Here is a 19,107-nt window from a genome sequence, read left to right on the forward strand (position 1 = left end):
CCTTGCATATTACGCATGGCTGGTTTCATCATTTGTTTACAATGGCGCTTATTTGGTCATTTACGCTTTTGGCAGGCGTTCCGAAAACGCCAGAAGGTCCATCCAGGCGAGCGCCTTGCTGGCCGGTGCCGTCAGCAATTCCTGCGGATGAAGGGTGGCCATGGCGGGCAGACTGCCGCCGCCGGTGCCGATCTCGCGCCACTTTCCCCGGAGCGCATGGATCGTGCCCGTCTCGCCGAAGAAGAAACGGGCGGCAAAATTGCCGAGCACGAGAACCTGACGTGGTTCGGTGAGCGCGATCTGTCGTTCGATGAACGGGCGGCAGATGGCGGTTTCCGGTCCCGACGGCATGCGGTCGCCCGGTGGGCGCCAGGGAATGATCGTGGTGATCAACACGGTCTCACGCGACTGGCCAATGGCGGCCAGCATCCGGTCCAGCAGCAGGCCGGCCCGGCCGGAAAAAGGCAGCCCCTCGCGATCGTCGTCGGCGCTTGGCATCGGGCCGATCACCATGATGCCGGAGCTGGCGCTTCCCGCAGCCGTGATGGTCGAGCGGGCGGACGTTTTCAGGTTGCAGCTGGCAAAGCCCTCGACGGCTGTCTTGAGTTCCGCAAGCGAACGCGCCGATTCCGCGGCAAAACGCGCCTCGGCAATCGCATTCTCGTCCGGAATGGCGGGAAGGGCGGAGGACTGCGACGGTTGCGGCCGGGCCTGCTGACGCTGATCGCCGGCGGCCCGCACGGGGACGTTTCGGCTTGCTGCGGCCGGACCCGCAGGCGCCGTTGCCGCCGCGGCGGGGCGATTGACTTGCCGCGCTGCCTTCTCCGCGGCAAAAGCCGCGATCCGATCGACCGGATCGTCTTCCAGCAGCCATTCGACCCCCGCTTCCGCATGGAATGCGAGAAGGGCGGCGAGTTCTGCGGGCGTCATGTCGCTGGCCTGGATCATGGGTCCGTTCTAGTGCCAATCGGCGGGCGATGGCAAATGGAAAGGGTGGGGGTGGGCGTTGAGATCGCCCCTCATCCGCCCTTCGGGCACCTTCTCCCCGCAGGCGGGGAGAAGGCCGAGACGGCCGACGCTGGTAATCCCGCTCCTCGCTTGGGGAGAGGGTAGGGTGAGGGGCAGCCCTTTGCGTCGCAACGGACGTTGAAGGGAGCTTTAGTCAACTGATGCCCTGTGTCTCCGGTACCAGATCACCCCACCCCGGAGCGTCGCTCCGATCCTCCCCCTCAAGGGGAGGGTAGACCTTCACGCCACCCACTGCTCGATATCGTCGCGCTCGCCGATCAAAGCGAGGCCGTGGGCGATCGACACCAGTTCGCCGCCTGTCTCGATTTTGTCTTCGGAAAAGCGGCGGCGGAAGATGTTGCGGACGGCGGGTACGAAGGATGTGCCGCCGGTGAGGAAGACCTTGTCGATGCTTTCGGCGGAGGTGTTCGTCGAGACGAGGACTTGATCCAGCGCCTCTTCCATGCGGGTGATATCGTCGGCGATCCAGCTTTCGAAGGCGGTGCGGGTGACGGTCTTGTGCCCGGCCTTGCCGAGGGGGGCGAAGCGGAATTCGGCCTCTTCGGAAGAGGAGAGAACCATTTTGGCGGCCGAGACCGCCTGGTAGAGCGGGTAGCCCTCGTCATGGTCGATCAGGTCGATGAAGAGTTCGAGCTTTTCCGGCTCTTCCGCCTGGCGCACGAGCGATTTGAGATCGGTGAATTCCTTCAGCGTCTTGAAGACGGAGAGCTGGTTCCAGCGCGAGAAGGCGAGGTAGTAGTTGCTGGGAACGTCGAGAAGCTTGCCAAAACTCTTGAACTGGCTGCCCTTGCCGATCTCCGGCGCCACCAGCTGGTCGATGATCCGCGCGTCGAACTGATCTCCGGCAATGCCGACACCGGACTGGCCGATGGGGGTGGCCTTCAGCTTGCCGCCTTCGGTCTCGAAGCGGATCAGTGAGAAGTCGGTGGTTCCGCCGCCGAAGTCGGCGACGAGAACGGTCGCGTCTGCTTTGAGGTTCTGGGCGAAGTAGAAGGCGGCCGCGACCGGCTCGTAGACATAGTGGATCTCGGGGAAGCCGAGCCGGGTCAGGGCCTCGTTGTAACGGGCGGTTGCCAGCGAGGGATCGGGATTGGCGCCAGCGAAATGCACCGGGCGTCCGGCTACGAGGCGTTTTGCCCCGGTCGGCCAGCCATCACCGGCATACGCCTCGAGCCGCTTGAGGAAAACCTCCATCAGGTCCTCGAACTGGAAGCGGCGGGCATGCACCAGCGTACCCTGGAACAGGGGCGAGGCGGCGAAGGTCTTGATCGATTGCAGGAAGCGACATTCGCCGGGATTGTCGATAAAGGCGCGGATTGCGGCCAAGCCGGCTTCGACTTGCAGTGCACCGGCGCCGAGTTGTCGGTCCTTGAGAAAGGAGAGCGCCGTGCGCATGCTGTCGGAGGTGCCGGCGGGCGACGTATAGGCCACCGAATGGGTGTGCTCGCCATCATCAGCCACGGCAATCACGGTATTGGTCGTGCCGAAATCGAGCCCAAGCGCCTGTGCCATGGCCGTTGCTCCCTGTCTTGTGCAGATGTCAGTGAAGGCCGGGCAGGCCCGGTCCTGCGCCGGCCTGGCCGGCGTCGATGAAGAGGGCGCCAGATGCCACAGGGTCAGCGTCAGGGCAAGCGCAAAAGCGTGACGATCAGCTCAGCTACGGCGGCGAAGGACGTAAAGGCCGGCAAGCCCCGCCAGCGCCAGGAGTGCGCCATTGAGGATCCAAGGGCTCTGGTTGATCATGAAGCTCGATGCCGGATAGGGAAAAATGCCAGTGCCCTGGGCCATCCAGATCACACCCATCAGGATGGCGAGCACGGCGACTATTTTGAGGACGATGCGCAAGGCGGACATGAGGAGTGCTCCGTTGGACGCCTGAGCTTAGGTCGAACGGGTGGCGTAGGCCAGCGGCATTTGCACCCCTGCTCGGTGTCGTCCGGCCGTTCCTCAGACCTCGAAGTAATGCCGGGTGAGGCCCGGCCGCGTATCGAGGCTTTCAGCGGCCTCGCGATCGGCGAGTTGTGGCAGCATGTGGCCGATGATCAGGCCCTGTGCCGCAATCCGCAGCAGCGGCCCGGCCACGCGTTGCGGCTCGGCTTCCTCGGGGTCGAAAATGTCTTCCTCCTGGCGCGGCGACAACGTGTCGAGCAGCGTCCGGTCATCATGTCCGGCTTCGATCATTTCGGGATCTCTCATCTCCCAGCAGTCTTCGCGGTCAGCCTTAACCGCGAGAGATTGAGAGCCCGTTCATGCAGTCGATAGAATTTTAGCGGATGCGGATGGAAGGTGGCAAATTACCGCCCGCAACCTCAGTTCGACTTTGCCGCCCCGCCATCGACCCTGAGCATCGTGCCGGTGATGTAGCTCGCTTGCGCCGAGCAGAGGAAGGCGCCGGCGGCGGCGAATTCCTCGACGGTGCCGAGCCGCTGTGCCGGGATCGACTTGACCGAGGCAGCGCGCACTTCGTCGAGCGACTTGCCCGAGCGTTGGGCGTTGGCGCCGTCCAGTTCGTCGATCCGGTCGGTATGAATGCGGCCGGGCAGCAGCATGTTGGCGGTGACGCCATAGGAGGCGACTTCGGAGGACAAGGTCTTGTTCCAGCCGACCAGCGCGCCGCGCAGCGTGTTGGAGAGAGCAAGGTTCGGGATCGGCTCGAACACGCCGGAGGAGGCGACAGTGAGGATGCGGCCGAAGCCCTGCGTCTTCATCAGCGGCACGAGCGCATTGGTGAGCGTGATGACGCGCACGACCATCGACTGGAAGAAGGTGTAGAGCTTGTCCGCATCCATGTCCTCGACCGTGCCGGGCGTCGGCCCGCCTGTATTGTTGACGAGGATGTCGATCCCGCCCAGCTTGTCGTGCACGGCACGCAGCATCTGATCGACGAAATGGGCGTCCGCGAGGTCGGCGACCACATAATCCGCCTTGCCGCCGGCTGCGCGCATGGCCTCGACATTGGCCTTCAGCCGCTCTTCGGTTCGGCCACAGATCAGTACATGCACGCCTTCGGCGGTGAGTGCCTTGGCGATGCCGAGGCCGAGGCCGCGCGAGGCGGCGAGCACGAGCGCACGTTTGCCGGAAATGCCGAGATCCATGGGAGTATCCTTCCTTGATGTAATGTCTGTGTCCGCAGTCTATCGGGCGGGCGACGGGATCGGAAGCCCGACCATCTGTGGATGAACGGTGATCAGAACGGGACCTTGCCCGGGTTGAACAGCATGTCCGGATCAAGCATCGCCTTGAACGGCCGGGAAAGCGCCTGTTTGACCGGATCGACATGGGCGAGATAGGCAGACCGTTTGTCGAGGCCGACGCCATGTTCAGCCGAGAAACTGCCGCCTGAGCTTTGAATACCCGCATAGACCGCGTTTTCGACCTGCGTCTTCATCGCCGGGGGCAGGGGGCCGGCCTCTGCGATCGCGATATGCAGATTGCCATCGGCGATATGGCCGTAGACATAGGCGCCGAGACCGTTGCCGATGGCGGCGAGGTTTTCGGTGAGGTGCGCCACATAGGTGTCGAGCGCCGACGGCGGCATCGAGACGTCGAAGGAGGGCGCATTGGGAAATTGCGCAAAATAGAAGCCCGAATCCTCACGAAGGTCCCAGAAACGGCGCGCCTGGTCGGAGGACTGGGCAACGATCCCGCCCTTCAGATCCGCCTCTTCCCAGAGGGTGGCAAGCTCTTCTTCCAGCAATGTCGTGGCCGCTTCCATCGTCTCACCGGAGACTTCGATCAGAAGCACGGCGGCATCGTCTTCAAGCCAGGAGAGGTCGAAGCTTTTCAGGGCCGCATGATCGCGCACGTAGCGAGGCCACATCATCTAGGCGGCTTCGAGCAGAAGTGCCGGATGCCGGCGCAGTCGCGCCGCGACCTGGAGCGCCCGGGCAGCATTCTCGACGCCAAGAAGGGCGACAGCGCGATGCGGCCGGATCGGCTCGACCTTCATGACGACCCGGGTGACAAAGCCGAAGGCGCCTTCTCCGCCGATGAACAGTTGCTTGATGTCAGGGCCAGCAGAAACCTTCACCACGCGGGTCATATCCGAAAAGACCTCGCCTGAAGGCAGCACGGCTTCCAGCCCGAGGATCTGGTGGCGCATCACCCCGTTGCGGAAGGCGAGAATGCCGCCGGCATTGGTGGATACCATGCCTCCAATGGTGGCGGATCCGCGCGAACCGAGATCGATGCCGGTGATCAGGCCAAGCGGTGCGAGCGCAGCCTGCAGGGCCTCCAGCGTAACGCCGGCTTCGACCTCCACGGCCTCCTCCTCGGCATGGATGGCCACGACGCGGTTGAGCCGCGCACTGGACAGGATGACCTCTCCGGCCTGACTTGTGCCGCCGCCGACCAGGCCGCTCAAGCCACCCTGCGGGACGATGGCGACATGGTTGGCTCGGCACCAGGAAATCAATGCGGCGGCCGCTGCCGTCGAGGCAGGCTGCGCCATCACGCCGGCGTTCAGATTGCCCAGGTCTTCTCCGGGATGTCGCCCCGCAAGGGCGTCGGGGCCAAGGATCCGGAGATCCGGATGCAGGCCGTCGAGTGAGCGGGCAAGGTCGTGGGGCGAAAAAGTCGGATGCGAAGACATGGGGCAAGCCTGATCTGTTTGCGCCTTCTTCGCCGCAAAGCTTTGTCGCCGCAAGTCACCCCTCGGCCTTTCCCGACCTGTCGGCCCCTCTCACAGCTCCGCCGGAAAGCCCGGCGCCCTGAGATCTGTGCCGGTGGCATCTTCCAGAAGCTTCACGACCTGCGACGACCAGGCGTCACCGCCATAGGCGGAGCGGGCGCGGATGAAGGTCTGCATCGCATGCGAGGCCAAGTCGAGCGGCACGCCGAACTCGCGGCCGAAGCCGAGTGCGAAGCCGAGATCCTTCACCGCGAGATCCATGGTGAAGTTGATGTTGTAGCTGCCGTTGAGGATCACCTGGCCCTCGGTCTCGTGGACGAAACTGTTGCCAGAGGAGGCCTTGATGATGTTGAAGGCGTCCGTGAGATCGATGCCGCCCTTCTTCGCCAGCATCAAGGCTTCGCCGGTGGCGATCAGGTGGATGAAGGCGAGCATGTTGGTGATCACCTTGATCACCGCAGCTTTTCCGAGCGGCCCGGCGCGAAAAATCCGTTTGCCCATGGCCTGGAAGGCCGGAAGATGCAGGTCGTAGAGATCTTCGTCGCCGCCGATGATGACGGTAATTTCACCGGAGGCCGCCAGATGCACGCCGCCGGTGACGGGCGATTCCAGCATGCGGATCCCAGCGTCGGCTGCGACCTTGCCGAGGCGCAGGACTTCCTGTTCGTCGAGCGTGCTCATCTCGATCCAGGTGGCGCCGGGCTTCAACCCCTTGAGGATGCCCCGCTCGCCGGTCAGCACTCGCTCGCTGACCTTGGGCGAGGGCAGGCAGGTGATCACGGCATCGACGGCTTCCGCCACGGCTTGCGGATCGGCAGCGAACCGGGCACCCGCCGCGACCAGTTCGTCGGCATTCTTCGGATCGAGATCGTTGACCACGACGGTGAAGCCGGCCCTCACCAGACTGCCGGCGAGGTGGCGGCCGAGATGTCCAAGCCCGATGAAACCATATGTGAGTGCCATGTCGCGTTCCCCTGCTGGCGTTTTGGCTGAGACTGCGACAAAGAGCAGACGTGTTCAAAGGCAGATTTTGGTCAGCGACAGGATTTGCCGCAGGCGGAACAGGCGCGCGGAAATTTTGTTCGGACGACACGCTTTGGTCAGGGGGAAGGCGCTGAACAGACGGGCGGGCGCGGCAAAAACGTTGCATTGACCCTTACGTGCACGTAAGATATTCTTGGTCCTCACACCGCCCTGCCGGAATTTGCGCCTTGGCGCGTCGCGCTTCGGCTCGACAATCCGGTTGGGTTTTGTCAAGGAGGATGGCGGAACGCACCGCCTGGCGAGGAATGACGAATGAGCACCGAGATGGAACTGCCTGAACGCGAAAGCATGGAATTCGACGTCGTGATCGTGGGCGCAGGCCCCGCGGGTCTGTCGGCAGCGATCCGGCTGAAACAGGTCAATCCGGATCTGACCGTCGTCGTGCTCGAAAAGGGTGCCGAAGTCGGCGCCCATATCCTCTCCGGTGCCGTGGTGGATCCCATCGGCATCGACCGGCTGATCCCGGGCTGGCGCGAAGAGGCCGATCATCCCTTCAAGACGCCCGTCACCGACGACCAGTTCCTTTTCCTCGGTCCTGCCGGCTCGGTCCGCCTGCCGAACGCCCTGATGCCGCCGCTGATGAACAATCACGGCAACTACATCGTCTCGCTCGGCAATGTCTGTCGCTGGCTGGGCGCCCATGCGGAAGCGCTCGGCGTCGAGATCTATCCAGGCTTTGCCGCTTCCGAAGTGCTCTATAACGACGAAGGCGCCGTCATCGGTGTCGCGACCGGCGACATGGGCATCGAGAAGAACGGTGAGCCGGGTCCGGCCTATACCCGCGGCATGGCGCTGCTCGGCAAATATGTGCTGATCTCGGAAGGTGTTCGTGGCTCGCTCGCCAAGCAGCTGATCGCCAAGTTCGATCTTGCTCGCGACAGCGACGTGCAGAAGTACGGCATCGGGCTGAAGGAGCTCTGGCAGGTCAAGCCCGAGCACCACAAGCCGGGCCTCGTGCAGCACTCCTTCGGCTGGCCGCTCGGCATGAAGACCGGTGGCGGCTCCTTCCTCTACCATCTCGAAGACAACATGGTCGCCGTCGGCTTCGTCGTGCACCTGAACTACAAGAACCCCTATCTCTTCCCCTTCGAGGAATTCCAGCGCTTCAAGACCCATCCGGCGATCCGCGACACCTTCGAGGGCGGCAAGCGTCTCTCCTATGGTGCCCGCGCCATCACCGAAGGCGGCTACCAGTCCGTGCCGAAGCTCTCCTTCCCGGGCGGCGCGCTGATCGGCTGTTCCGCCGGTCTGGTCAACGTTCCCCGCATCAAGGGCAGCCACAACGCCGTGCTGTCCGGCATGCTGGCAGCTGAGAAGATTGCGGATGCGATCGCAGCCGGTCGCGCCAATGACGAGCCGATCGAGATCGAGAACGAATGGCGCTCGACCGATATCGGCAAGGACCTGAAGCGGGTGCGCAACGTCAAGCCGCTGTGGTCGAAGCTTGGCACGGCGCTCGGCGTCGGCCTCGGTGGTCTCGACATGTGGACCAACCAGCTCTTCGGCTTCTCCTTCTTCGGCACGCTGAAACACGGCAAGACCGATGCCGCCTCGCTCGAGCCAGCCGCCAAGCACAAGCCGATCGCTTATCCGAAGCCGGACGGCGTTCTGACCTTCGACCGTCTCTCCTCGGTATTCCTCTCCAATACCAACCACGAGGAAGACCAGCCGGTCCACCTCAAGGTCAAGGATATGGATCTGCAGAAGCGCTCCGAACTTGGCGTCTATGCCGGCCCGTCGACCCGCTACTGTCCGGCGGGCGTCTACGAATGGGTGGAGAAAGATGGCGAGGAAACCTTCGTCATCAACGCCCAGAACTGCGTCCACTGCAAGACCTGCGACATCAAGGATCCGAACCAGAACATCACCTGGGTCCCGCCACAAGGCGGCGAAGGGCCGGTCTATCCGAACATGTAAATGTTCGGCATCGGGCTGGAAACAAGATCGACAGTTCAAAAGGGCAGTCTCGCGACTGCCCTTTTTCGTTCTCGATTTCTGTCAAATCTCGCACTGGACAGGATACGGACAACCGGTGTCTGCTGCCGCCGTCAAAGGGCTATGAGGGGTGGCAGCCATGACCGATACAGAGCCGGGGCCGTTTCGAGCCCAGACGATTGAACTCTTCTTCGATCTGGTCTTCGTCTTCACCATCACCCAGATCACCCACCTCATTGAACATGCCCACGGCGCAGTCGATTTTTTGCATGCCCTGGCCGTGCTGATGCTCGTCTGGTGGATGTATGGCGGCTATATCTGGCTCACCAACCACGCCCATACGCCGAAGAGCATGCGTCTCGTTCTCATGGCCGCCTTGGCCGGTTTCCTGCTGATGGCGCTGGCGATACCGGAGAGTGCAGGGGATGGCAGGCTGCTGTTCGGTGCCGCCTATCTGGCAATCGTGCTGTTGCATTTTGCCGCCTTCGTCTGGCAGGGCGGCCCGTCGGCTGCGCGCGCCATGCTGCGCATTGTGCCGTTCAACCTCGCGGCCGCTGCTCTGGTCATCGGCTCCTCCCTGATTGAAGGCAGCTGGAGCTGGATCCTGCTGCTGTCGCCCGCACTGCTCTATGTCTTAGTCAGCGTCTTGAATACCGGCGAGGGCTTCGCGCTCGATGTCGGGCACTTTGTCGAAAGGCACGGATTGCTGCTGATCATCGTGCTGGGCGAGATCGTCATCGCAACCGGCAGCGGGTTTGCCGCCCTGCCGCACAGCCCCGGAGACTTCGCGAGCCTCTTTCTCGCCGTCGCTTTGATCGGCACTCTCTGGTGGAGTTATTTCGACCGCGACGACCAGCGGGCCGAACACAGGATGGCCGCTGCCGACAACCGCCGCCGTACGCGCATCGCCCTCTTCGGCTACAATGGTGCGCATCTTTTCATGATCGCCGGTTTGATCCTTGTGGCTGCAGGATTGAAGGCCCTGATCGCCGCCCAGATTGATCCAGGTGCTGCGGGCCAGGCGCATGCCGCCCATGGCAATGATGCCCTGCTGCTTTACGGGCTCGCGCTCTATCTTGCCTTCGATACGGCCTTTCGTGCGCAGCTGGGCCTTCGTCCACTCGGAGCGCGTCTGATGGGGGCAGTTGTCGCTCTGACCGTGGCCGTGGTCGCACCGCTTCATGGCATCCCCATGCTTGCCGCCGCCGTGGTTTTGATGATCGTCATGCTTTTCGCAGAGGGGCGGATTGAGGCAGATACTCCCCCTTGAACCTGGAGGGGCAGGGAGCCCGAGGGGAGGCGTGCCTCATCTTCGCCATCTCTCTTAACCGCTCTGTCCGGTTTTAACCGCTGATTAACCATAAATTCCTAGGCTCCTCGGCATCGAATCGTATCCCAAGGACGCCTGAATCATGACCATTTCCCGCCGCGGTCTCCTGTTCGGCCTGCCGCTCTTCCTGGCCGGCTGCCAGTCCATGCCCAATCAGCAGGCCATGTATGGCGATCTGCCCGATGAGCCGCATCCGCTGAAGAAGGTTCCGCTGGAGAAGATCAAGCCGGAGCTGCGTCGCCAGGAAGTGGCCTATGAAACCGGGCATCCCGCCGGCACCGTCGTCGTCGATACGCCGGCCCGGCGCCTGTATTACATTCTCGGCAACGGACGCGCGATGCGTTACGGCATCGGTGTCGGTCGCAATGGCTATGCGCTGGCCGGCAATGCCTATGTCGGTCGCAAAGCCGAATGGCCAACCTGGACGCCGACGCCGAACATGATCCGCCGCGATCCGGAAAAGAACCTGAAATATGCCGGCGGCCTCCCCGGTGGCCCTAACAATCCGCTGGGCGCGCGTGCCATGTATCTCTACCGGGATGGCAACGACACCATGTTCCGCCTGCATGGCACCAACCAGCCCTGGTCGATCGGCCAGGCCATGTCGTCTGGCTGCGTGCGCATGATGAACCACGACGTGATCGATCTTTACGAACGCGTGAAGGTCGGCACCAAAGTCGTGGTGATGCAGGCCTGACAGCCCGTGACACGGATATGGAAACGGGCCGCCGAGACCTCTCGGCGGCCCTTTTTTCATTGCACATTGGCCGGCTGGCACACGGCCTTCTCACAATGACGCCATAGGTCTTGTTCACTCCTCAACTGGCCACCATTTCCCCGCAGTGAAACTTTCCGGCGCCCTCGCGCGTCAAACAACCTGTTGACGCTGTGTCGACCAAAATCCGATCGGGCCACGGCTTTCCGTTCCGCCCGCCGGGAGCTATGTGGGAACCAGACGCGCCGGGTGCCGGTTGCGTCGAAGATGTGAGAAGGAATTTTGTATGGGCCGCGAAACCAATTTGGAACTTTCGGATCTCGGCGGGTGCCAGATCGAGGCGACGCTCCAGCTTCTCGACGGCAAGTGGAAAGGTGTCATCCTCCACCATCTTCTGAAAGACGAGATCCTCCGTTTCAACGAACTGGCAAAGCGCCTTCCGTCGATTACCCACCGCATGTTGTCAAAGCAGTTGCGCGACATGGAAGTCGCCGGCCTCGTCGCCCGCACGGTCTATCCAGTCGTGCCGCCACGTGTCGACTATTCGCTGACCCCGCTTGGCCGCAGTTTGGAGCCCGTCATCAATGCCATCGGGCGTTGGGGCCAGGAAAACCTCGTCGCCGTCGAGGGGGCCGCTTTGAAGCCAAGCGAAGGCCCGACGGGCAGCGCCGCCATCATGCGGTCGGCAGCCTAGCCTCAGTCGAGCGAGGCCGCCGATTGAAGGCGGCCCCGAAGTCGGCCTAGACCGGAAATCCCTCGAGCACGATCTTACCACGCGCCCGCTCGCTTTCGATGATCCGATGCGCCTCGCGCAGGTTTTTCGCGGTGATCTGTCCCAGGGTGGCGTCAAGCGTTGTACGCACTTTGCCGGCATCGATGAGGTCGGCGACATGGGTAAGCAGTCTGTGCTGCTCGATCATGTCGGCCGTCTGAAACATCGGCCGCGAGAACATCATCTCCCAATGCAATGACACCGCCTTCGGTTTGAAGGCCATGATGTCGAAACCATCTGCGAAATCGTCGATCAGGCAAATGCGTCCGGACGGCGCGATGATCTCGGCCAGCGCAAGGCGATGCTGGGTGGAATGGGTTACCGAGAAGATGAAGCCCGGTGCGCCTATCCCCAATGCTGCATATTCCTCGGCAAGCGGTCTGCTGTGGTCGATCACGTGATCGGCACCGAGAGACCGTGCCCAATTCGCAGTTTCTTGTCGGGAAGCGGTGGCAATGACGGTCAGATTCGTCAACTGCTTTGCAAGCTGAATGGCGATCGACCCAACGCCGCCGGCGCCGCCGGTAATGAGGATCGCCCGCTCGGCGCCGACAACCCGCTCTTGCACCCTGATGCGGTGGAATAGCGCCTCGTATGCCGTGATTGCGGTCAATGGCAGCGCGGCGGCTTCGGCAAAGCTCAATGTCTTCGGCTTGAGGGCAACGATACGCTCGTCGACGAGATGGTATTCGGCATTGGTGCCGGGCCGATTGATCGCGCCGGCGTAGTAGACTTCGTCACCTGGCTTGAACTGCGTCACGTCGGTGCCGACAGCCGTCACCACGCCGGCGGCGTCGTAGCCGAGGATGCGCGCATCGCCGGCCAAAGGCGTAAAACCGGCGCGAACCTTGGTGTCAACGGGGTTGACCGAGACGGCCTCGATCCGGACCAGAATGTCGTGACCGGTCGCAACCGGCTGGGGCAGGTGAAGATCGACGAGTGCCGCGTCAGAGGTGATGGGCAGGGGGTGGTGAAAACCGATGGCGCGCATGGGAAGCTCCTGTTTGGTGTTTGCACGCCGCCCATTAAGAGCATAGATTTGAATTCCGCAAGAATGCACTTTTTTTGTTTGTAGGCACCAAATGGAGCCTCAGTATAAAAAGGATACCCACCATGTCGCGCCCCCGCGCCAAGATGACGAACAATTTTCCGGGTTGCCCGGTCGAAACCACGCTCAGCTTTCTGGACGGGAAATGGAAGGGTGTGATCCTCTATCACCTGCTGACGGATGGCACGCTGCGTTTCAGCGAACTGCGCCGCCGGCTGCAGGCGGTCACGCAGCGCATGCTGACCAAGCAGTTGCGTGAACTGGAGGAGCAAGGGCTTCTCACCCGCACCATCTATCCTGTGGTCCCGCCGCGCGTCGACTATGCGCTGACCCCGCTCGGCCAGAGTTTGCGCCCTGTCGTCATGATGCTCGAGCAGTGGGGCAGCCGGCACGTGGAATGCAAGGACGGTCAGCGCCGCGTGATCGAGCCCGCGACGATCGAGGAGACCGCCTCAGCCGCGTGACGTCTTCTTCTCGATCGCAACGGAAATCAGGAAGATGACCAGGCCGAAGGCCGAAAGCACCGAGCCGACGTAACCGGTGGCACCGTAGCCATAACCCGCGGAAATGACGATGCCGCCGAGCCATGCGCCGAGCGCATTGGCGATGTTGAAGGCGGAATGGTTGGTCGCCGCCGCGAGCGTCTGGGCGTCGGCCGCCACGTCCATGATGCGGGTCTGCACGGCCGGGCAGGCGGCAAAGCCACAGCCCGTGAGGAAGACGCAGATGCAGAGCATGACGGGGTTGTGAGCCGTCAGCGAGAAGACGGCCATCAAGGCGATGTTGAAGGCGAGCATACCGCCGATCGTGCCCTTCAGCGAGTAATCAGCCATTCGGCTGCCGACCACGTTGCCGACATTCATGCCGATGCCGAAGAGCGCCAGCACCACGGCCACCATGCTCGCCGGCAGGCCGGCGGTATCCGTCACGGTCTTGGCGATATAGCTGAAGATGGCGAACATGCCGCCAAAGCCGACCGCTGCCACGCCGAACGAGAGCCAGACCTGCAGCCGACCGAAGGCTGACAGCTCACGGCGGATGCTGGCGCCTTCGGCCACCTCGTCCTTCGGCAGGTAGAGCGCGATCAGGGCCACGGTGATCGCGCCGATCACGGCCACCATCAGAAAGGCTGCCCGCCAGCTCATCAACTGTCCGAGAAAGGTTGCAATCGGCGTGCCGACGAGCGTTGCGATCGTGAGACCGAGCATCACGCGCCCCACGGCCCTGACGCGCCGGTTCGGCGGTGCCATGGAGGCCGCAACCAGGGCCGCAACGCCGAAATAAGCGCCGTGTGGCAGCCCCGTGATGAAGCGCAGCAGCGTCAAGCTGGAGAATTCGGTGGCCAGCGCACTGGCGAAATTGCCGATGGCAAAGAGGCCCATCAACAGCAGAAGCAACGTCTTGCGCGGCAGTTTGGCCGCGAGTGCAGCGATGATTGGTGCACCGATGACGACGCCGAGCGCGTAGGCGCTGATCACGTGACCGGCCTGCGGAACGGTCACGCCATAGGTCTGCGCCACCTCCGGCAGAAGGCCCATGATGACAAATTCCCCGGTGCCGATCCCGAACCCGCCGGCAGCCAGAGCAAGTTCGATCAGCGCGATCGTCGTCGGGTTCAACGCCGCAGGCAGTTGAATCTTCGAAGGAAGGGAAGGAGCGATATCGGTCATCAAAACACCATGGGACCGCGCTGACATCGCGCGGCGCAAATGCGCTTCCGGAAAAGCCGGGATGAAAAGGAAAGCCGTCAGGCTGCTGGGAAGAAGAATTGTTGTTTATCATATCTGTGTGCGCTGCGGCAAAGGCTTTTGCCCGCGACCTTGAAAATTGCTCGCGCTCTATCGATCTGCAGACATATGCCGAAACTTTTGAGCGCACGGCACGTTTTGAGCTTTGGCCCGCTGGGGCCGTTGAAAGGGCGAGATGAAGATCAAGGCGGTACTCAATCGCGACGGTGGCACGTTCAAGACCACCGACATGCAGTCCTATTGTGAAAGCGCGACCCGCGCCTTTGCTGCGAAGGGGCACGAACTGGTCTGTGATGTTGTGGCCGGCGACGAGATTGTCGAGGCGCTGCAGACGGCGGTCGCGACATCAGGCGTCGATGCGGTCATTGCCGGGGGCGGTGATGGCACCATTTCGGCCGCAGCCGGAATCGCCTGGAAAGCTGGCCTTCCGCTCGGTGTCGTTCCGGCAGGCACGATGAACCTCTTTGCCCGCTCCCTGAAGCTGCCACTGGATATCTGGAAGGTGGTGGACGTGTTGGCGGCAGGCGAGGTGGCCTCGGTCGATATCGCCACCGCCAACGGCCGCCCCTTCGTCCACCAGTTCTCTGCCGGTCTGCATGCCCGCATGGTGCGCATGCGCAACCAGATGAACTTCGCTTCACGGCTCGGCAAAATCAGGGCGAGCACCAGTGCCGCCTTCGGCGTGATGCTTGATCCGCCCCGTTTTGAGGTCATCTTCGACATCGACGGCGACGGCCGCAGCGACGAGCGCCCGGTCTCGGCCATCTCGGTCTCCAACAATCCGCTCGGCAACAATTCGCTCTTCTTCGCCGATCGCGTCGATACGGGTGAGCTCGGCGTTTACCTCGCCGACCCACTGGAACCGACGGGTGTCGGAAAGCTGGCCTTCGACATTCTGCGGGGTAAGTTCAAGGAGAACGAGGCGGTGACGGCTTCGACCGCCCGGACGGTCCGTCTGCATTTCCCCAAGCATCGCAAGGGGGCGGCCTGCGTGCTCGATGGCGAACTGTTGCGCATGCCGGCCGATGTCGAGCTGAAGATCCATCCCGGTGAGCTGAAGGTGCTGGTGCCGCCACCTCAGTCGGCGGCGTAAAAGAAAACGGCGCCGGATGAGGCGCCGTTCCTGATTCAGTTTTTGCCCGCCTCAGTGGGTGAAGGCGGCGGCAATCAGCGCCTTGGTATAGTCTTCCACCGGATGGTCGAAGATCGCCTCGGTATCGCCTTGTTCGACGATCTTGCCGTTCTTCATCACCACCACATGGTCCGACATCGCCCGGATGACGGAGAGGTCATGGCTGATGAAGACGTAGGACAGGCCGTAGCGGTCCTGCAGGTCGCGCAAGAGTTCGATCACCTGACGCTGCACCGAGCGGTCGAGCGCCGAAGTCGGCTCGTCGAGGATGACCACCTTCGGCTTCAGGATGATCGAGCGGGCGATTGCGATGCGCTGCCGCTGGCCACCGGAAAACTCGTGCGGATAGCGGTTGCGCGCCGCCGGATCGAGGCCGACTTCTTTGAGGGCCGCGATCGCCCGCTGGTCGCGTTCGGCGCGGGAAAGCTGAGGCTCATGCACGTAGAGCCCTTCGGTGATGATCTCGCCGACCGTCTGGCGGGGCGAGAGCGAACCATAGGGATCCTGGAAGACGAGCTGCATCTGCTTGCGGAAGGGGCGCATGCCGGCCCTGTCGAGGCCCGAGATGTCGTTCGTGCCGAAACGGAAAGCGCCATCGGCCTGCAGAAGTTTGAGAAGAGCACGGCCGAGCGTCGATTTGCCTGAACCGGATTCCCCGACGATGCCGATCGTCTGGCCCTGGCGAAGCCGAATGCTGACCTGGTCGACGGCGCGGAAGGTGCGTGCCTTGCCGAACAACCCGCCGCCACCGATGTCGAAATCGACGGTGACGTTGCGGCCCTCCAGCACCATCGGCGCATTTTCAGGCGGCGGCGCCTTGGTGCCTGATGGTTCGGCGGCGAGCAGCATCTTGGTGTAGTCGTGCTGCGCATTGCCGAAGATTTCGTCGCGCGTGCCCTGTTCGACGATCTCGCCCTTGCGCATGACGGCGACGCGGTCGGCGACGTGTTTGACCACGCCGAGGTCATGGGTGATCAACACGATCGCCATGCCGAACCGCTTTTGCAGCTCGGCGAGCAGCGTCAGGATCTGCGCCTGGATGGTGACGTCGAGGGCCGTCGTCGGCTCGTCCGCAATCAGCACGTCGGGTTCGTTGGCAAGTGCCATGGCAATCATCACGCGCTGGCGCTGGCCGCCGGACATTTCATGCGGGTAGCTGTCGATGCGGCGTTCCGGGTCCGGAATGCCGACGAGTTTCAGGAGTTCCAGAACGCGGGCGCGCGCCGCACTCTTGCTCAATCCGCGATGGTGGATCAGCGGTTCGGCGATCTGCCGGCCGATCCTGTAAAGCGGATCGAGCGAGGTCATCGGCTCCTGGAAGATCATGGTGATCTTGGAGCCGCGCACCGTGTTGAGCGTCGAGAGCGGCTGGCCGACCAGGTTGGTGCCGCCATAGAGCGCCTCGCCGGTGACGCTGCCGTTCTTCGCGAGCAGGCCCATGATGCCCATCATCGTCTGGCTCTTGCCGGAACCCGACTCGCCGACGATGGCGAGCGTTTCACCCTTCTTCACGTCGAAGCTGATGCCCTTGACCGCTTCGACGGTACCGTCGGGCGTCTGGAAAGTGACCTTGAGGTCGTTGACGGTGAGGACCGGTGTCATCTGGTTCGTCTCCATCTCAGCGATCCTTCGGGTCGAGCGCGTCGCGCAGGCCGTCGCCGACGAAATTGAGGGCAAACAACGTCGCGACGAAGAAGATCGCCGGGAAGATCAGGAGCCAAGGTGCGCTCTGCATGTTCTTCGTGCCTTCCGAAATCAGCGTGCCCCAGCTCGCAAGCGGCGCCTGGACGCCGAGGCCGAGGAAGGACAGGAAGCTCTCGGTCAGGATGACTTGCGGCACGACGACGGTCACGAAGACGATGACGGGGCCGATCGTGTTCGGGATGATGTGCCGGCGGATGATCTGCCAGTCGGTGAGGCCGAGCGCCTCCGCCGCGCCGACGAATTCGCGACGTTTGAGCGAGAGCGTCTGGCCGCGCACGATGCGGGCCATTTCCAGCCATTGCACCGCCCCGATCACCACGAAGATCAGTATGACCGATCGTCCGAAGAAGACCACGAGCACGACGACGAGGAAAACGAAGGGCAGCGAATAGAGGATTTCGACGAAACGCATCATCACGTTGTCGATGCGGCCGCCGAGATAGCCCGAGGTCGCGCCGTAGATGACGCCGATGCCGAGCGAGACGAGGCTCGCGGCCAGGCCCACGGCAATCGAGATCTGCCCGCCGAGCATGACGCGGACGAGAAGGTCACGACCATTGGTATCGGTGCCGAAGGGGAAGGTGACCTGGTCGACCTTCCCGGTGACGGTGACCTGCAAGCCGTCGGCGCTGGTCTCCTGGATCGTCGTCTCCTTGAACTCATTCGTCCGGTCGAAATAGCGGATCGTGCGCGGGTCGATCGGCTTGGAGGCTGTCAGGACGGCGGTAAACCCGCCATCGGCGACTTCCAGGCTTTTGAGCTCGACGCGCGCGCGCTTGGCAATGCCTTCGGCCACTTCCTGCAGCGATTCCGGATCCGGACGCGGCTCAAGGCTCGGCGGCACGGTGACGTAGGAGGCAAAGACCTGGTCATAGGTGTGCGGCACGAAGAACGGACCGGCGAACGAGAAGAGCACGATCAGCGCCAGCATGATGCAGCCGCCCATGGCCGCCTTGTTGCGCTTGAAGCGCATCATGGCGAGCTGGGTCAGGCTGCGGCCGGCCACTTCGGCGGGGGCAAGGCCCTGGGTTGCGGAAGTATCAGTCATTGCGGACCCTCGGATCAAGCAGGCCGTAGGCGATGTCGACCAGGAGGTTGAAGAAGATCACGAACACGGCGACGAGAATGACGGTGCCCATGACGAGGGGATAATCGCGATTGAGCGCGCCGAGCACGAAATAGCGACCGACACCGGGAATGGTGAAGATGCTCTCGACCACGGCAGAGCCGGTGAGCAGGGCTGCAGCACACGGTGCGAGATAGGAAACGACCGGCAGCATCGCGCCGCGCAGGGCGTGCGTGATGACCACGACGCGCGGCGGCAGGCCATAGGCGCGCGCCGTGCGGATGTGGTCGCCGTTTAGGGCTTCGATCATCGAGCCGCGCGTGAGGCGGGCAAAGACGGCAAGCTGCGGCAGCGCCAGCGCCGTCATCGGCAGGATCAGGTTCTGGAAGCCCCCATTGCCCCAACCGCCGGCTGGCAGCCAGGAGAGCATGACGGCGAAAATCAGGGTAAGCACAGGTCCGACGACGAAGTTCGGCACCGTGACGCCGATGGTCGCGAAGGCCATCAGGCCGAAGTCCAGCGCGCTGTTCTGGCGAAGCGCCGCGATCGTGCCGAGAATGACGCCACCGATCAGCGCGATCAGGATCGCGTAGAGGCCGAGCTCGACGGAATAGGGCAGGGCCTTGCCGATGAGTTCGGCGACCGTGTTGTCCTTGTAGATGAAGCTCGGGCCGAAATCGCCCTTAAAGGCATTGCCGAGATAATGCAGGTACTGGCTCCAGAGCGGGTCGTTGAGCTTGTACGTTTCCATGACATTGGCCATGGTCTGCGGCGGGAGCGGACGTTCGAGGCTGAACGGACCACCAGGCGCGAAGCGCATCAGGAAGAACGAGATCGTCACGACGACGAACACGGTGGGCACGGCGCTCATGAGCCGGCGCAGGACGAATGAGATCATGGTGATAAAAGCCGGCGCGCGACAGCCATCATGCTGCCGCGCGCCGATCCCTTTTG

The 19,107-nt window shown here is 62.9% G+C and carries 19 protein-coding genes; 6 read left to right on the plus strand and 13 right to left on the minus strand.

Going from position 1 to position 19,107, the window contains the following annotated elements; genetic code table 11:
- Positions 1–60 precede the first annotated feature (60 nt).
- The 8 genes from ACT53S_RS06605 to ACT53S_RS06640 all read right to left on the minus strand — a co-directional run bounded on the left by ACT53S_RS06605 (position 61) and on the right by ACT53S_RS06640 (position 6,622).
- Entirely contained in the window at positions 61–948 is an 888-nt protein-coding gene (locus tag ACT53S_RS06605; RefSeq protein ID WP_476066367.1) for a uracil-DNA glycosylase, read from the minus strand.
- Between the two features lie 300 nt (positions 949–1,248).
- A complete protein-coding gene (locus ACT53S_RS06610) occupies positions 1,249–2,541 on the minus strand; it encodes an Hsp70 family protein (RefSeq protein WP_476066368.1) in 1,293 nt (430 codons plus the stop codon).
- A 141-nt stretch (positions 2,542–2,682) separates the two neighbouring features.
- The gene (locus ACT53S_RS06615) at positions 2,683–2,883 is read right to left on the minus strand and encodes a hypothetical protein (protein WP_113378486.1); all 201 of its coding nucleotides are present in this window, start codon (positions 2,881–2,883) and stop codon (positions 2,683–2,685) included.
- A 93-nt stretch (positions 2,884–2,976) separates the two neighbouring features.
- On the minus strand, positions 2,977–3,225 hold the full coding sequence (locus ACT53S_RS06620) for a hypothetical protein (RefSeq protein WP_142069890.1): 249 nt from the start codon (positions 3,223–3,225) through the stop codon (positions 2,977–2,979).
- Positions 3,226–3,338: 113 nt separating this feature from the next.
- A complete protein-coding gene (locus tag ACT53S_RS06625) occupies positions 3,339–4,124 on the minus strand; it encodes an SDR family oxidoreductase (RefSeq protein WP_476066369.1) in 786 nt (261 codons plus the stop codon).
- Between the two features lie 92 nt (positions 4,125–4,216).
- A complete protein-coding gene (locus ACT53S_RS06630; RefSeq protein ID WP_476066370.1) occupies positions 4,217–4,852 on the minus strand; it encodes an FAD-binding oxidoreductase in 636 nt (211 codons plus the stop codon).
- Positions 4,853–5,620 carry an FAD-binding oxidoreductase gene (locus tag ACT53S_RS06635; RefSeq protein WP_476066371.1) on the minus strand — a complete coding sequence of 256 codons (768 nt, stop codon included), beginning with the start codon at positions 5,618–5,620 and terminating at the stop codon, positions 4,853–4,855.
- 90 nt (positions 5,621–5,710) lie between these two features.
- Entirely contained in the window at positions 5,711–6,622 is a 912-nt protein-coding gene (locus tag ACT53S_RS06640) for an NAD(P)-dependent oxidoreductase (RefSeq protein WP_476066372.1), read from the minus strand.
- A 333-nt stretch (positions 6,623–6,955) separates the two neighbouring features.
- Here ACT53S_RS06640 and ACT53S_RS06645 point away from each other — a divergent pair, with 333 nt between their 5' ends.
- The 4 genes from ACT53S_RS06645 to ACT53S_RS06660 all read left to right on the plus strand — a co-directional run bounded on the left by ACT53S_RS06645 (position 6,956) and on the right by ACT53S_RS06660 (position 11,377).
- A complete protein-coding gene (locus tag ACT53S_RS06645; protein ID WP_476066373.1) occupies positions 6,956–8,620 on the plus strand; it encodes an electron transfer flavoprotein-ubiquinone oxidoreductase in 1,665 nt (554 codons plus the stop codon).
- 157 nt (positions 8,621–8,777) lie between these two features.
- Positions 8,778–9,908, plus strand: coding sequence for a low temperature requirement protein A (locus tag ACT53S_RS06650; RefSeq protein WP_476066374.1), 1,131 nt, complete (start codon positions 8,778–8,780; stop codon positions 9,906–9,908).
- Positions 9,909–10,050: 142 nt separating this feature from the next.
- Positions 10,051–10,665 (plus strand): L,D-transpeptidase, encoded by a 615-nt coding sequence (locus ACT53S_RS06655; RefSeq protein ID WP_113378479.1) that lies wholly within the window; start codon positions 10,051–10,053, stop codon positions 10,663–10,665.
- A gap of 304 nt (positions 10,666–10,969) precedes the next feature.
- Positions 10,970–11,377 (plus strand): winged helix-turn-helix transcriptional regulator, encoded by a 408-nt coding sequence (locus tag ACT53S_RS06660; protein ID WP_113378478.1) that lies wholly within the window; start codon positions 10,970–10,972, stop codon positions 11,375–11,377.
- 46 nt (positions 11,378–11,423) lie between these two features.
- On the opposite strand, the gene ACT53S_RS06665 is transcribed toward ACT53S_RS06660, so the two are convergent.
- Entirely contained in the window at positions 11,424–12,446 is a 1,023-nt protein-coding gene (locus ACT53S_RS06665) for a zinc-binding alcohol dehydrogenase family protein (protein ID WP_476066375.1), read from the minus strand.
- Positions 12,447–12,568: 122 nt separating this feature from the next.
- Here ACT53S_RS06665 and ACT53S_RS06670 point away from each other — a divergent pair, with 122 nt between their 5' ends.
- A complete protein-coding gene (locus ACT53S_RS06670) occupies positions 12,569–12,967 on the plus strand; it encodes a winged helix-turn-helix transcriptional regulator (RefSeq protein WP_142069878.1) in 399 nt (132 codons plus the stop codon).
- On the opposite strand, the gene ACT53S_RS06675 is transcribed toward ACT53S_RS06670, so the two are convergent.
- The gene (locus ACT53S_RS06675; RefSeq protein ID WP_142069877.1) at positions 12,956–14,173 is read right to left on the minus strand and encodes an MFS transporter; all 1,218 of its coding nucleotides are present in this window, start codon (positions 14,171–14,173) and stop codon (positions 12,956–12,958) included. The two genes, ACT53S_RS06670 and ACT53S_RS06675, sit on opposite strands and share 12 nt — an antisense overlap.
- Positions 14,174–14,426: 253 nt before the next feature.
- Here ACT53S_RS06675 and ACT53S_RS06680 point away from each other — a divergent pair, with 253 nt between their 5' ends.
- On the plus strand, positions 14,427–15,344 hold the full coding sequence (locus tag ACT53S_RS06680) for a diacylglycerol/lipid kinase family protein (RefSeq protein ID WP_142069874.1): 918 nt from the start codon (positions 14,427–14,429) through the stop codon (positions 15,342–15,344).
- Positions 15,345–15,395: 51 nt separating this feature from the next.
- Here the strand turns inward: ACT53S_RS06680 and ACT53S_RS06685 are convergent, their stop codons facing one another.
- Genes ACT53S_RS06685 through oppB form a run of 3 tightly spaced genes read right to left on the minus strand, consistent with a single transcriptional unit; the run spans position 15,396 to position 19,051 of the window.
- Positions 15,396–17,000, minus strand: coding sequence for an ABC transporter ATP-binding protein (locus ACT53S_RS06685; protein ID WP_476066376.1), 1,605 nt, complete (start codon positions 16,998–17,000; stop codon positions 15,396–15,398).
- A 1-nt stretch (position 17,001) separates the two neighbouring features.
- Positions 17,002–18,135 carry an ABC transporter permease gene (locus tag ACT53S_RS06690; protein ID WP_476066377.1) on the minus strand — a complete coding sequence of 378 codons (1,134 nt, stop codon included), beginning with the start codon at positions 18,133–18,135 and terminating at the stop codon, positions 17,002–17,004.
- Positions 18,128–19,051 (minus strand): oligopeptide ABC transporter permease OppB, encoded by a 924-nt coding sequence (gene oppB, locus ACT53S_RS06695; protein WP_113378473.1) that lies wholly within the window; start codon positions 19,049–19,051, stop codon positions 18,128–18,130. The genes ACT53S_RS06690 and oppB overlap by 8 nt, the downstream gene beginning before the upstream one ends.
- Positions 19,052–19,107: the final 56 nt, after the last annotated feature.

Source organism: Allorhizobium sp. DMC15 (assembly GCF_056314065.1).

Bases quoted from the DNA above. Each gene is read 5' to 3' on its own strand.
- ACT53S_RS06605 (WP_476066367.1), bottom strand. From the start codon at position 948: ATGATCCAGGCCAGCGACATGACGCCCGCAGAACTCGCCGCCCTTCTC.
- ACT53S_RS06610 (WP_476066368.1), bottom strand. From the start codon at position 2,541: ATGGCACAGGCGCTTGGGCTCGATTTCGGCACGACCAATACCGTGATT.
- ACT53S_RS06615 (WP_113378486.1), bottom strand. From the start codon at position 2,883: ATGTCCGCCTTGCGCATCGTCCTCAAAATAGTCGCCGTGCTCGCCATC.
- ACT53S_RS06620 (WP_142069890.1), bottom strand. From the start codon at position 3,225: ATGAGAGATCCCGAAATGATCGAAGCCGGACATGATGACCGGACGCTG.
- ACT53S_RS06625 (WP_476066369.1), bottom strand. From the start codon at position 4,124: ATGGATCTCGGCATTTCCGGCAAACGTGCGCTCGTGCTCGCCGCCTCG.
- ACT53S_RS06630 (WP_476066370.1), bottom strand. From the start codon at position 4,852: ATGATGTGGCCTCGCTACGTGCGCGATCATGCGGCCCTGAAAAGCTTC.
- ACT53S_RS06635 (WP_476066371.1), bottom strand. From the start codon at position 5,620: ATGTCTTCGCATCCGACTTTTTCGCCCCACGACCTTGCCCGCTCACTC.
- ACT53S_RS06640 (WP_476066372.1), bottom strand. From the start codon at position 6,622: ATGGCACTCACATATGGTTTCATCGGGCTTGGACATCTCGGCCGCCAC.
- ACT53S_RS06645 (WP_476066373.1), top strand. From the start codon at position 6,956: ATGAGCACCGAGATGGAACTGCCTGAACGCGAAAGCATGGAATTCGAC.
- ACT53S_RS06650 (WP_476066374.1), top strand. From the start codon at position 8,778: ATGACCGATACAGAGCCGGGGCCGTTTCGAGCCCAGACGATTGAACTC.
- ACT53S_RS06655 (WP_113378479.1), top strand. From the start codon at position 10,051: ATGACCATTTCCCGCCGCGGTCTCCTGTTCGGCCTGCCGCTCTTCCTG.
- ACT53S_RS06660 (WP_113378478.1), top strand. From the start codon at position 10,970: ATGGGCCGCGAAACCAATTTGGAACTTTCGGATCTCGGCGGGTGCCAG.
- ACT53S_RS06665 (WP_476066375.1), bottom strand. From the start codon at position 12,446: ATGCGCGCCATCGGTTTTCACCACCCCCTGCCCATCACCTCTGACGCG.
- ACT53S_RS06670 (WP_142069878.1), top strand. From the start codon at position 12,569: ATGTCGCGCCCCCGCGCCAAGATGACGAACAATTTTCCGGGTTGCCCG.
- ACT53S_RS06675 (WP_142069877.1), bottom strand. From the start codon at position 14,173: ATGACCGATATCGCTCCTTCCCTTCCTTCGAAGATTCAACTGCCTGCG.
- ACT53S_RS06680 (WP_142069874.1), top strand. From the start codon at position 14,427: ATGAAGATCAAGGCGGTACTCAATCGCGACGGTGGCACGTTCAAGACC.
- ACT53S_RS06685 (WP_476066376.1), bottom strand. From the start codon at position 17,000: ATGGAGACGAACCAGATGACACCGGTCCTCACCGTCAACGACCTCAAG.
- ACT53S_RS06690 (WP_476066377.1), bottom strand. From the start codon at position 18,135: ATGACTGATACTTCCGCAACCCAGGGCCTTGCCCCCGCCGAAGTGGCC.
- oppB (WP_113378473.1), bottom strand. From the start codon at position 19,051: ATGATCTCATTCGTCCTGCGCCGGCTCATGAGCGCCGTGCCCACCGTG.